The sequence below is a fragment of the Tenacibaculum aestuarii genome (assembly GCF_964510395.1).
Classification (GTDB): domain Bacteria; phylum Bacteroidota; class Bacteroidia; order Flavobacteriales; family Flavobacteriaceae; genus Polaribacter; species Polaribacter aestuarii.
Window position 1 is genome coordinate 400635 of record NZ_CAZEFY010000003.1, and the last position, 13584, is coordinate 414218.

The following is a 13584-nucleotide window of genomic DNA, read 5'->3' on the forward strand; positions in this document are numbered from 1 at the left end:
TCGTTGTAAGGTAAAAGAATCAAGATTTTTGGGTCTTAATTCTTGTATCTATTTTCTTTCTTCTCTTTTTTAGTTATTATTCTTTGCTAATCGTAAGATGTCTCCAAATACGCCTCTTGCAGTAACTTTTGATCCTGCTCCTGCTCCTTGAATTACGATAGGTTGTTCTCCGTAAGATTCTGTATAAATTTCAAAAATGGCATCGGAACCTTTTAAACTTCCTAAAGGAGAACTCTCTGGTACAGAGACTAGCTTTACATCCAACTCTCCTTTTATTTGCTGTAAATCTCCATGTAAATCTCCAATATATCTAAGCACATGTTTCTCTTCTTGAGCTTCTTTCTGCTGTTGAAACGTTGGATTTAATTGTTCTAGGTTAGATAAAAATTCTTCTGAAGATACTTCTCTAAACGCTTCTGGTATTAAGTTCTCTATCTGAATATCTTCAAATTCATTTTCTAAATCTAGCTCACGAGCTAAAATCAATAATTTTCTAGCTACATCATTTCCACACAAATCCTCACGAGGGTCTGGTTCTGTAAATCCGCTGTCAATTGCTTCTTGTAATACGGTTGAAAACGGTACTTCTTCCGCAGAAAATTTATTGAACAAGTAACTTAACGAGCCTGAAAATACACCTCGAATTCTCGTGATATTTTCTCCTGAATCGTGTAACAGTTTAATCGTATCAATCAACGGTAATCCTGCACCTACATTGGTTTCGTACAAGTAACTTTTATTGTTTTCCTCTAAGGTTTTACGTAGTTTTTTATAAAAATCGTACGAAACTGTATTGGCTATTTTGTTAGATGAAACCAAATCGAACCCTGTATTGACTAACGGAATGTAATTCTCTATAAAATCTAAGCTAGCTGTATTGTCTACTGCGATTAAATTTTCTAAATGGTGCTCTTTCGCATAGTTGATTACACTATTAATAATGTCCTGATTTTCGTTAGCTTTTTCAAGCTCCTTTGACCAGTCAGTATTGACTCCATTTTTAGTTAAGAGTACTTTTTTAGAGTTAGCGATGGCAAAAATATTCAGTTGAATTTTACGTCTTTCTAAAATCGATTTTGAGTTCTCTAAAATCTGCTCTATTAACGTTCCCCCAACTAAACCTTTACCAAAAACAGCAATGTTAATCTTTTTAGCAACTCCAAATACTTGACCGTGAATCACATTCAGTGCCTTGTGCAACTGTTCTTTCTTCACTACCAAACTCACATTTTTACCTGTAATGGTATTGTTGAACAATAGCGGAACTATTTGATTCTTAATCAACGCATTGTATGGGTGATGGAACTCACTTAAATCTTGACCAATTATTGAAATTACCGATACTTCTTCCTGTATCGAAATCTGGTTTACATCTTTCGTTTGTATATCGTTTTCAAACTCTTGTTCTAAAGCTTTTACAGCTGCCGCTGCATTCGATTTATCAACCACTAAACCAATTCCTCTTTCTGATGAACCTTGTGAAATGATACTCACACTAATTCCGTGATTGCTCAACGCCTTAAAAATACGTGCATCCACGCCTACTTTACCTAACAAACCTCTTCCTTCAAAATTGATCAAAGCAACCTTATCTAAAACCGATAAAGATTTAATGCCTTTTAAAGTTGATTTTGCTGTAATCAACGTCCCATTATCGTTAGGATTGAAGGTATTTAAAATTCGTAGATTGATATTCTTCTCTAACAACGGAATAATTGTTTTGGCATGTAAGATGTTTGCTCCGAAGTTTGCTAATTCATTCGCTTCAGAAAATGACAATACTTCTATCTTCTTAGCATCAGCTACCAAATCAGGATTGGCTGTAAAAATCCCATCTACATGCGTATAGTTTTGTAACTCTTCAGCATCCAAATAGTTCGCTAACAACGAAGCCGTATAATTACTTCCATTCCTTCCTAAAGTAGTAGTTTCATTTTTTAGGTTTGATGCTATAAATCCAGCAACTACATTCACAGTTGTTCCGTTGTATTGCTTAAAGTGATTTAACACATTTTCTTTAGAAATTTCAACAATCGATTGCCCTTTTCCAACTATCTCATCTGTTTTTAACAGCTCTCTTGAATCCGTTGCATGCGCGTTAATTCCTTTTTGTTGTAATAAATCGGTTACCGTTTTTATAGACAATAACTCTCCTTGTGCTAGTACTTCATCCTTTATCTTTTGACTATAATCACCTAACAAACTCACCCCTTCAAACAACTTTTCTAAGCGATTAAATTCCGTAGAAAAATCTACCAACGGAGTTAATTTGGTTTGCTCAAATCGAAACGCTTCTAATTGTTCTTTAAAAGTTTCATTTTTAGCGGCTCTTTCTAAGAGTTCTTCTAACTCATCTGTGGCATTTCCTCTTGCAGATACTACCACTGCTATTTTTTCTCCTTCATTAATTTTCTGTTCTATGATAGATACTACATTTTGTATCCCTTCATTCGACAAAGATTTTCCGCCAAACTTTAAAATTTTCATTCTTTTATTTGTTGATTTTTGATTGAATATCGGTTCAATAATTTTTTCTAATTGCTTGTACTCTATTAAAAAAGCATCATGCCCATGATCTGAATTAATTTCATTATAGGTTACATTCGCATGAGATGATGCCAGTTGTTTGTGTGTTTCTCTGTTTTCTTCCGCAGTAAAAAACAAATCGGAATCAACGCCAACAATATGGATATCTGCCTCGATCGTCTCTAATACATCTAGCCCTTCTCTTCCTTTGGTTACATCGATGGTTTTTAATAACTGATTCATCAATTTGTAAGAAGCTAATTGGTAGCGTTCTTGTAACTTTTTTCCATGGTGCAACAACCAACTCTCTACATTAAAAAGTTCTGATTCTTCATTTTTTGAGCGCTGAAAACGTTTTTTAAACGATTCTGGTGTTCTGTAACACAACATGGCGTGCATGCGTGCATCGTGTACCGGATTGCTAGAATTGGTTAAAAATTGCTCTTGTATTTGACAATTCGCTATCAACCAATCGGTCGATTTCCAATCGGTTGCTACAGGAATAAAATGCTCGGTAATTTTCGGATTCAATACAGCCATTTCCCATGCTATTCCACCTCCTAAAGAACCTCCTATCAATGCAAATAACTTTTCAATTTGCAACTGTTGTAGTCCTTGTAAAAAGATATTTGCAATATCACGTGCTTCAAAACTTTTATAGTCATCAATTAAAAAATCGTCATACCCATTTCCGGGTATGTTAAAGCACAAAATGGTATATTCATTAGTATCTATAACCTTGTTTTCTCCTATTAAATCTTGCCACCAACCTTGGTTTCCCGCGACATTGCTATTTCCTGTGAGTGCATGGTTAATCAATACCACAGGAGCGGTACCCAATGTTTTTCCGAAAACTTGATAGCTCAACGGAATTGTATCGAATCGTGTACCGCTTATGGTGGTGTAACTAAGAATATGTATGTGTTGTAAATCGCTTTTCATTACCGATGTTGTTTTATGTTATTCTGAAGTAAATTCAGAACAAATAGCTAGTTATATTATGCTAATACTTCTTTAGAAATTTTAGCAAATGCTTCTTGTAAATCGGTTTTTAGATCTTCAATATTTTCCAATCCAACTGATAGACGGATTAAGTCTTTCGTAACACCTGTACTTTCTTGTGCTTCGTCACTTAATTGTTGGTGTGTAGTACTCGCTGGATGAATAATTAAGGATTTAGTATCTCCAATATTTGCTAGTAATGAGAACAATTTTGTGTTATCGGCAATCTTTTTAGCGGCTTCGTAACCTCCTTTTACGCCAAAAGTTACCAATCCACTTTGACCTTTTGGTAAGTATTCATCTGCTAAAGCTTTGTACTGATTTCCTCCCAACCCTGGATAGTTTACCCAAGCAACTTCTTCTTGCTCTTGTAACCATTTCGCTAATTCCAAAGCACTTTCACTATGCTTTTTAATTCGCACATCTAAGGTTTCCAATCCTTGGATAATATTAAAAGCATTTGTTGGACTTAACGCTCCTCCAAAATCACGTAAACCTTCTAAAATTAATTTAAACGTGTACGATGCTGCTCCTAAAGCTTCGTGATATACCAATCCGTGATATCCTGCTGAAGGCTCTGTAAACTCAGGAAACTTTCCATTTGCCCAGTTAAAGGTTCCTGCATCAATGATTGCTCCTCCTAACGAGTTTCCTTGTCCGCCAATATATTTTGTTAACGAGTGAATTACAATATTTGCCCCATGTTCAATCGGGTTTAACAAAGCTGGAGTTGCTACGGTATTATCTACAATAAAAGGTACTTCTGCTTTTTTAGCGTGAGCAGAAATCGCTTTTAAATCCAATACATCCAACTTCGGATTTCCTAAAGATTCAACGAAGAAAGCTCTGGTATTCTCTTGTATAGCTTCTGCAAAACTATCTGGATTAGATGCATCCACAAACGTAGTCGTAATTCCTAATCTTGGTAAAGTAACGTTTAACAAATTGTAGGTTCCACCATACAAACTACTTGAAGCTACTATGTGGTCTCCTGCTTTTAGTAAGGTTAACAATCCAGTCGAAATAGCTGCTGTCCCCGAAGCAAAAACTACAGCCCCAATACCACCTTCTAAAGCAGCTAAACGATCTTGTAAAATTTGATTGGTCGGGTTGTTTAATCGGGTATAAATAAACCCGAGTTCCTTTAACGAAAATAAATTTGCTGCATGTTCTGCATCGTTAAAAACATACGACGTAGTTTGGTAAATTGGAACTGCTCGCGTTCCACTTGTTTGTGTTACATCGTGACCTGCATGCAACGCATTTGTTGCGAATTTTTGTGTACTCATTTTTCTTGTTTTTGAGTTAATAAAAAATTAAACCAAAAGCCAAAACACATCTTTGTTAGATGTTGCTTACTAGAAAAATGTTATTAAGAAATTATAAGGAGTTTCTTGTAGTTATTAAAGAAACTTCTTTGGGTTATCTATCCTTGAGTTTTGCACTCTGGTAGAATTTAGCACCTTCTTTGTTTGCACAAAGGGTTGCTAAGGCTTCATAGGGTCTAATCCCTCCACCTTTCTTGATAACATCGTCAATAAGTGTTTGAACTTTTACGAGCACAAATATTCAATTATAAAAATGGATTTTCCAAATTTATTTTGAATTTTATTAAAAAAATCTTTTTGAATTATTTTTAAATACAATACTTAATACATTAAAAATCAACGATATAAGACATATTAATTAAACCGAAATATAATAATTATTTTTATATTAAGAACTACAAGATAACATAGAGCATCCTACTTTATTTCGTGCCCATTCTGGTCGTTTTGCAAACCATTTTTCGTTTTCTGGTTGCTCATCGTAAGGATTTTTAAGTAGCAAATATAACTCATTTAACAACGAATAATTTCCTTTATCGGCATCATCAATTGCTAGTTGAGCCATATAATTTCGAAGTACATATTTCGGATTTACAGCATTCATTTTTGTCTTTTTATCTTCATCTGAAACAGTTTCATTTTGCATTCTATCCAAGTAATTTTGAAACCAAGTTTCCCAAAATAATTTAACTTCATCAACAATTTCTGATGGTGTATAAAATGCTTTTTCTATTTTTTTGATGGCATTTTCAACTGTATCTTCTTTTGAAATAACTGCTAATAATCGGAAAAAAATAGTCATATCCGTTTCTGTTTTTTTAAGTACTTCTTCAAGATCTGAAACTAATTTTCCATCTGATTCTTTTGAAGAAAAAAGTCCTAATTTTTCTCGCATCATTTGCATATACTTTTCAGGAAATTTCTCTTGGTAATATTCCAAAACAGCTTCTAAAGGTTTCGCTTCTTCAATTAAAAGATACAAGGCATTTGCTAACTGGTATAAATTCCATAAAACGATTTCTGGTTGCGAACCATATCGATAACGTTTGTGCGTATTATCGGTGGTATTTGGTGTCCATCCATGGTCATAACCTTCTAACCATCCGTAAGGACCATAATCAATAGTTAAACCAAGAATCGACATATTATCTGTATTCATTACTCCGTGTACAAATCCAACACGCTGCCAGTGAATTACCATATCTAAACTGCGATCCGCAACTTCTTTAAAAAAGGAAACATACGTTTCTTTGGAAGGTTTTCCTAAATGAGAAAAATGATGAGTAATCGTATAATCTACCAGTGTTTTCAAGGTTTTTACATCTCCTCTAGCTGCTAAAATTTGATAGTTTCCAAAGCGCAAAAAAGATTCGGCTGTTCTACATACAATAGCTCCTTTTTCGTAGGCTGCATTTCCGTTGTACATCACATCTCTTAACACCTGATCTCCCGACAATGCCAACGACAAAGCTCTTGTAGTAGGTACACCTAAATGATGCATGGCTTCGCTACACAAATACTCACGAATAGAAGAACGCAATACCGCCAATCCATCTGCCGTACGTGAATATGGTGTTTCCCCTGCTCCTTTCAGCTGTAATGCCCAGTTTTTATTATTATGTACTGTCTCAAACAAATTAATTGCTCTTCCATCTCCTAACTGACCTGCCCAATGTCCAAATTGATGTCCACCATAACACATCGCATACGGTTGCGTATTTGAATACACTTTATTACCTGTAAATACATTTTTAAACTCTTCCGAAGTTATTTCTTCTTCTGAAAGCCCCAACTCTTTTGCCATTTCATCAGAAACATGTAAAACTTTAGGGTTGGAAGTTTTTTTAGGCGTTACATACGAAAAACAAGCTTCTGTTATCTGTCTTCGGGTATTTTCTTGAATTGGATCCGCAGGTAATTCTTTTGTAAAGGTATTTTGTATATTGAATTTCAACACGTTTTATTGTTCTTTTAATTTACTTGCATACAGTTTTCTCAGTTTAGTCAATTTAGGCGAAATCACTGCTGCACAGTACATCTGTTGCTTATTATTTTCATAGTAGTTTTGATGATACTCTTCCGCAGCATGAAATGTAGTAGCTGGACTAACTTCTGTAACAATAGGACTTTCAAAATAAGGTTTTAACTCCTCAATTACTTGTTCTGCTCTTGCTCGTTGTTCCTCAGTATGATAAAAAATAACTGATCGATATTGAGTTCCTACATCGGCTCCTTGTCTATTTAAAGTTGTAGGATCGTGACTAGTCATAAAAATCACCAATAACTCTTCATAACTTATAATCTCAGGATTATACATTACTTGAATTACTTCTGCATGTCCTGTTAATCCAGAACATACTTCTCTATAGGTTGGTGTTCCTGGAACAGTTCCTCCCATATAACCAGAAACTACTTTCTCTACACCTTTTATTTGGTTAAAAATTGCTTCAACACACCAAAAACAACCACCTCCAACAGTTAATACTTCCATATTTATTCGGTATCTAATATCATTGATGCAGAGTTGATACAATAACGTAAGCCACTTGGTTCTGGTCCATCAGGAAAAACATGACCTAAATGCGCATCGCAAGTATTGCACATCACTTCTACTCGCACCATGCCAAAAGTAGTGTCTTTTTCATATTGAATGGCATTTTCTTTTATGGGTTGTGTAAAACTAGGCCAACCAGTGCCTGAACTAAATTTAATCGTTGAATCAAACAAAGGAGTACCACAACATACACATTTATACTTACCTGCATCGTACACACTACATAAAGCTCCAGAATTTGGTCGCTCTGTTCCTTTTTCTCTTGTTATTCTAAATTGTTCTGAAGTTAGTATTGCTGCCCATTCTTTTGAAGTTTTTTCTACTCTGCTATCTGGTGTTGGATTTCCGTTTACAGCAAAGTAAATAATATCTTTCCAAGTTAATATTTTATCGCTCATTCCTAAAAATTCTATTATTATCTTATTAGTAGCTTCTTTTTATTACTACTTACAAATCTATGACACTCACTAAAGCTTTCGAATAAATTTAACAGAAACCTTAATTATTTTTTCAAGGATGATTTATATCATGTTTTAAATGATCTTTTACCTGTTTATTTGTAATAAAAAACATTATTCCTCTTAGTTATAGTATAATTTAAGTTAAAATAATTACAAATTATAAACTTATATCAGTATTTATTAAAATAAAAAAAATGAATGTCTTAGAAAATAGAACAGTCGCTGATTATGTAATAGAGAATATAAAAACAGCTCCTATTTTTAAGAAATATGGAATTGATTTTTGCTGTAAAGGAAATATAACAATAAACAAAGTCTGCCAAAAGAAGAAAATAAACTTAAGTGAATTAAAAAGTGAATTGGAAAATGTTGAAAGCGTTAGTGATGTACTTCAAGATTATAACACTTGGAGTTTAAACTTTTTAATCCTTTATATTGAAAGTGTACATCATTCTTATGTAAAAGAAAGTTTACCTATAATTATTCAATATATAAATGAAGTTATAAAAACCTATGGTAATACACATCCTGAACTATTAAAAATTAATAAACTATTTAGAAAAGCTTCTTCTGAAGTTATATCTCACCTTCAAAAAGAAGAACAAATACTTTTCCCTTATATAAAACAGCTAATAGTAGCTGACAAAGAGCACAAAAAAATAAGTATTCCTTCATTCACCACGATACATACCCCTATAAAAATGTTAGAGCATGGACATGAAGAAATTAATAATATTTTCAGAAAAATAGCGAAACTAACAGATAACTATTCCATTCCAGAAAGTGTCTCGAATACGTATAAAGACCTTTACATTAAACTTGAAGAGTTTGAACAAGATTTATACCATCATATACATTTAGAACACAATATACTGCATAGAAAAGCACTAGAGTTAGAAAAAAGAACCAAATCATTATAAAAAAAGGAGTATTTAAACACTCCCTTTTTTTATAGCTTTTTAAATCTATTAAAAGCTTCTTTTTTTAACTCTTCTCTAAAATTAGGATGCGCTATAGAAATTAGTGCTTTTGCTCTTTCTTTTAAACTTTTTCCAAACAAATTAACGACTCCATATTCTGTTGCAACATAATGCACATGTGCTCTGGTAGTTGTTACGCTTGCTCCTTCTTTTAAAAATGGTGTAATCTTGGAAACTCCTTTGGTAGTAATAGAAGGCATTGCTATAATAGCCTTTCCTCCTTTTGATAAAGAAGCCCCTCTAATAAAATCCATTTGCCCTCCTACACCAGAATATTGGTATTGCCCAATAGTATCAGCGCAAACTTGTCCTGTTAAATCTATTTCAATTGCACTGTTTATAGCAGTTACTTTCGGATTTTTCTTAATAATAGAAGTATCATTTGTATAACCAGCTTCTTTAAAGTGTACTAAAGGATTGTCGTCTATAAAATCGTATAATTTTTGTGATCCTACAGCAAAACAAGTTACTATCTTTCCTGTTTTAATTTCTTTTTCTTCACCAGTAATTACACCTCTTTCTATTAATGGTAATACTCCATCAGAAAACATTTCGGTGTGAATTCCTAAACGCTGATGATTGGTTAAATTATGCAATACTGCATTTGGTATATTTCCAATTCCCATTTGTAACGTAGCTCCATCTTCAATCAATCCTGCTACATTTTCTCCTATTTTAATTTCTATTTCAGAAGGAATTCCTGAAACTGATTCGTGTATTGGTGTATTTACTTCAACAGCATAATCTATATTACTAATATGAATAATTCCGTCTCCATGAGTTCTAGGTACATTCGGATTTACCAAAGCAATTACTTTTTTAGCAGTTTGAATAGCAGGTAACGTAATATCAACTGATGTCCCTAACGAACAATAACCGTGTTTATCTGGCGGAGAAACCTGGATAAAAGCTACATCTAACTCGTAAATGTTACGACGAAATAACCAATGAATTTCGCTTAAAAAGATAGGAATATAATCTCCATTATTCGTATTTACTCCTTTTCTTACATTATCGCCTACAAAACAACTTATAAGCTTAAAAGACTTACTATAAGGTTCTTCTAAATACTTAGCATTACCATGCGTATGTATTTGAATGATTTCTACATTTGATAGCTCTTGATAACGATTACATAAACTATCTATTAATAAATTAGGAGTCATTGCTGCTCCTTGAAAAAAGATTTTATTATTTGATTGTACAGATGCTACCGCTTCTTCAACAGTAACCATACTCAATTTGTTTGCCATAAATTTTTAGTTTTAAAATACAAAGATCCAGATATAATTAAGTTAAATGAATGACAAAAATCATACATAGACCTATTTTTAAGTAAAACAAAAGCATATTTTATAGGTTTTTCTAGGACTTACTTTCATAGCTATTGTAAAATCTACCTGTATAACTATTTCCTGTTAAGAGGATCCCTATAATATTCTAAAAAAAAGGCAAAAAAAAACCTCAATCTATTAAAAGATTGAGGTTTAAAAGAAAGGCAACGACCTACTCTCCCACCAGTGGCAGTACCATCGGCGCTAATGGGCTTAACTTCTCTGTTCGGAATGGTAAGAGGTGAGCCCCATTGCGATAATCACCTTAAATCGTTGCAGTATATTTCAACTGTAAAAGTTAACATATTAGTAAAATCATATCATAAATCTATCAAAGAGTTTGCTCCCGGTCCGAAGACCGGGATACGTACATAAGCCTATGGGTTATTAGTACTACTCAGCTACATACATTACTGCACTTACACTTATAGCCTATCAACGTGGTGATCTTCCACGACCCTTTAAAGAAATCTCATCTTGTGGTGGGTTTCGCGCTTATATGCTTTCAGCGCTTATCCCTTCCCGACGTAGCTACTCTGCAGTGCCCCTGGCGAGACAACAGATACACTAGAGGTCAGTCCAACTCGGTCCTCTCGTACTAAAGTCAGATCCACTCAAATTTCTAACGCCCACAGCAGATAGAGACCGAACTGTCTCACGACGTTCTGAACCCAGCTCGCGTGCCACTTTAATGGGCGAACAGCCCAACCCTTGGGACCTTCTCCAGCCCCAGGATGTGACGAGCCGACATCGAGGTGCCAAACCCCCCCGTCGATGTGAGCTCTTGGGGGAGATCAGCCTGTTATCCCCGGAGTACCTTTTATCCTTTGAGCGATGGCCCTTCCATGCGGAACCACCGGATCACTATGCTCTACTTTCGTACCTGATCGACCTGTATGTCTCTCAGTCAAGCTCCCTTATGCCATTGCACTCTACGCACGGTTACCAAGCGTGCTGAGGGAACCTTTAGAAGCCTCCGTTACTCTTTTGGAGGCGACCACCCCAGTCAAACTACCCACCACGCACTGTTCTCATTACTGAGTTAGGCTCTAGATAAGCAAAGGGTGGTATTTCAAGGATGACTCCACAACGCCTAGCGACGCTGCTTCAAAGTCTCCCACCTATCCTACACATTACTTATCCAAAGTCAATACGAAGCTATAGTAAAGGTTCACGGGGTCTTTTCGTCCCGCTGCGGGTAATCGGCATCTTCACCGATACTACAATTTCACCGAGCTCATGGCTGAGACAGTATCCAGATCGTTGCACCATTCGTGCAGGTCGGAACTTACCCGACAAGGAATTTCGCTACCTTAGGACCGTTATAGTTACGGCCGCCGTTTACTGGGGCTTCATTTGATTGCTTCGCCGAAGCTAACAACTCCACTTAACCTTCCAGCACCGGGCAGGTGTCAGGCCTTATACATCATCTTTCAATTTAGCAAAGCCCTGTGTTTTTGATAAACAGTCGCCTGGATCTTTTCACTGCGGCCCTACCGGAGTAGGGCGACTCTTCTCCCGAAGTTACGAGTCTATTTTGCCTAGTTCCTTAGCCATGAATCTCTCGAGCACCTTAGAATTCTCATCCCAACTACCTGTGTCGGTTTACGGTACGGGTTCTTATAACCTGAAGCTTAGAGGTTTTTCTTGGAAGATTTTAGGCACACTATCCACGCATCCGAAGACTTGTGGTACTATCACACTTCAGCTAAACCGGCGGATTTGCCTACCAGTCTAATACCTAAATGTTTCAACGAACTATTCCGTCAGTTCGCGGTGCTTTCACTACTCCGTCACCCCATCGCAGTTATAAGAAGTACAGGAATATTAACCTGTTGTCCATCGACTACTCCCTTCGGATTCGCCTTAGGTCCCGACTAACCCTCAGCTGATTAGCATCGCTGAGGAAACCTTAGTCTTTCGGTGAGGGGGTTTCTCGCCCCCTTTATCGTTACTTATGCCTACATTTTCTTTTCTATACGTTCCAGCATGCCTCACAGCACACCTTCAGCACATATAGAATGCTCCCCTACCACTTTAATAAGTCCATAGCTTCGGTAATATGTTTATGCCCGATTATTATCCATGCTCGACCGCTCGACTAGTGAGCTGTTACGCACTCTTTAAATGAATGGCTGCTTCCAAGCCAACATCCTAGCTGTCTGGGCAGTCAAACCTCGTTTTTTCAACTTAACATATATTTGGGGACCTTAGCTGATGGTCTGGGTTCTTTCCCTCTCGGACATGGACCTTAGCACCCATGCCCTCACTGCTGAAAAACATTTTATAGCATTCGGAGTTTGTCAGGAATTGGTAGGCGGTGAAGCCCCCGCATCCAATCAGTAGCTCTACCTCTATAAAACTTTTAATCAACGCTGCACCTAAATGCATTTCGGGGAGTACGAGCTATTTCCGAGTTTGATTGGCCTTTCACCCCTACCCACAGGTCATCCAAAGACTTTTCAACGTCAACTGGTTCGGTCCTCCACTGTGTGTTACCACAGCTTCAACCTGCCCATGGGTAGATCACTCGGTTTCGCGTCTACTACTACTAACTATATTCGCCCTATTCAGACTCGCTTTCGCTTCGGCTCCGATCCTTAAAATCTTAACCTTGCTAGTAACAGTAACTCGTAGGCTCATTATGCAAAAGGCACGCCGTCACACAGTAAATGTGCTTCGACCGCTTGTAGGCGTACGGTTTCAGGTTCTCTTTCACTCCCTTACTTAGGGTTCTTTTCACCTTTCCCTCACGGTACTAGTTCACTATCGGTCTTTCAGGAGTATTTAGCCTTACCGGATGGTCCCGGTGGATTCATACAGGATTACACGTGTCCCGCACTACTCAGGGTACTGCTATATCCTCTTCGATTACCTATACGAGACTATCACTCTCTGCGGTTCGTCTTTCCAAACGATTCTAGTTCTCTAAGATTCTAATGTCGCAGCCCTACAACCCCAATATTGCCGTAACAACATTGGTTTGGGCTAATCCGCGTTCGCTCGCCACTACTAACGGAATCACTTTTGTTTTCTCTTCCTCTGGTTACTTAGATGTTTCAGTTCACCAGGTTTGCTCACCCGAAGGTGTGACATGTCTTCAACATGACGGGTTGCCCCATTCGGAAATCTACGGATCATAAAATATGTGCTTCTCCCCGTAGCTTATCGCAGCTTATCGCGTCCTTCATCGCCTCTGAAAGCCTAGGCATCCTCCATACGCCCTTATTTAGCTTATTGTACTTTTTGCTGTAGTATAAATACTACAACGAGCTCTTTATAATTCTTGTTCTTATAAAAATATTTTGTTAGATTTCTCTAACTCTCTATCTTGATTCTTTACGATATCATTTTACCAATATGTCAATGAACGTGGCGAATCGCCACTGATAAGTATTT

7 protein-coding genes, 2 rRNA genes and 1 riboswitch are annotated in these 13584 nt (G+C 36.4%); of the genes, 1 reads left to right on the plus strand and 8 read right to left on the minus strand.

Annotated elements, in window-relative coordinates; all coding sequences use genetic code 11:
• Positions 1–69 precede the first annotated feature (69 nt).
• The 5 genes from thrA to msrB all read right to left on the minus strand — a co-directional run bounded on the left by thrA (position 70) and on the right by msrB (position 7796).
• Positions 70–3468: a bifunctional aspartate kinase/homoserine dehydrogenase I gene (gene thrA, locus ACKTSU_RS07975; protein WP_408035847.1), complete on the minus strand. Its 3399-nt coding sequence runs from the start codon at positions 3466–3468 to the stop codon at positions 70–72.
• A gap of 56 nt (positions 3469–3524) precedes the next feature.
• Positions 3525–4817: an O-acetylhomoserine aminocarboxypropyltransferase/cysteine synthase family protein gene (locus ACKTSU_RS07980; protein WP_408035848.1), complete on the minus strand. Its 1293-nt coding sequence runs from the start codon at positions 4815–4817 to the stop codon at positions 3525–3527.
• Positions 4818–4947: 130 nt separating this feature from the next.
• Positions 4948–5060: riboswitch (SAM riboswitch) on the minus strand.
• 184 nt (positions 5061–5244) lie between these two features.
• Positions 5245–6810, minus strand: a complete 1566-nt coding sequence (locus ACKTSU_RS07985; RefSeq protein WP_408035849.1) for a protein adenylyltransferase SelO — start codon at positions 6808–6810, stop codon at positions 5245–5247.
• Between the two features lie 6 nt (positions 6811–6816).
• Positions 6817–7347, minus strand: a complete 531-nt coding sequence (gene msrA / locus ACKTSU_RS07990; protein ID WP_408035850.1) for a peptide-methionine (S)-S-oxide reductase MsrA — start codon at positions 7345–7347, stop codon at positions 6817–6819.
• A 2-nt stretch (positions 7348–7349) separates the two neighbouring features.
• Positions 7350–7796: a peptide-methionine (R)-S-oxide reductase MsrB gene (gene msrB, locus ACKTSU_RS07995; protein WP_408036897.1), complete on the minus strand. Its 447-nt coding sequence runs from the start codon at positions 7794–7796 to the stop codon at positions 7350–7352.
• Between the two features lie 269 nt (positions 7797–8065).
• Here msrB and ACKTSU_RS08000 point away from each other — a divergent pair, with 269 nt between their 5' ends.
• Entirely contained in the window at positions 8066–8791 is a 726-nt protein-coding gene (locus ACKTSU_RS08000) for a DUF542 domain-containing protein (RefSeq protein ID WP_408035851.1), read from the plus strand.
• 29 nt (positions 8792–8820) lie between these two features.
• Here ACKTSU_RS08000 and ACKTSU_RS08005 read toward each other — a convergent pair whose 3' ends face one another.
• The 3 genes from ACKTSU_RS08005 to ACKTSU_RS08015 form a co-directional block, all read right to left on the minus strand.
• Entirely contained in the window at positions 8821–10104 is a 1284-nt protein-coding gene (locus tag ACKTSU_RS08005; RefSeq protein ID WP_408035852.1) for an acetyl-CoA hydrolase/transferase family protein, read from the minus strand.
• A 240-nt stretch (positions 10105–10344) separates the two neighbouring features.
• Positions 10345–10453, minus strand: a 5S ribosomal RNA gene (rrf, locus tag ACKTSU_RS08010).
• A 99-nt stretch (positions 10454–10552) separates the two neighbouring features.
• Positions 10553–13425: ribosomal RNA gene (locus ACKTSU_RS08015) — 23S ribosomal RNA — on the minus strand.
• Positions 13426–13584: the final 159 nt, after the last annotated feature.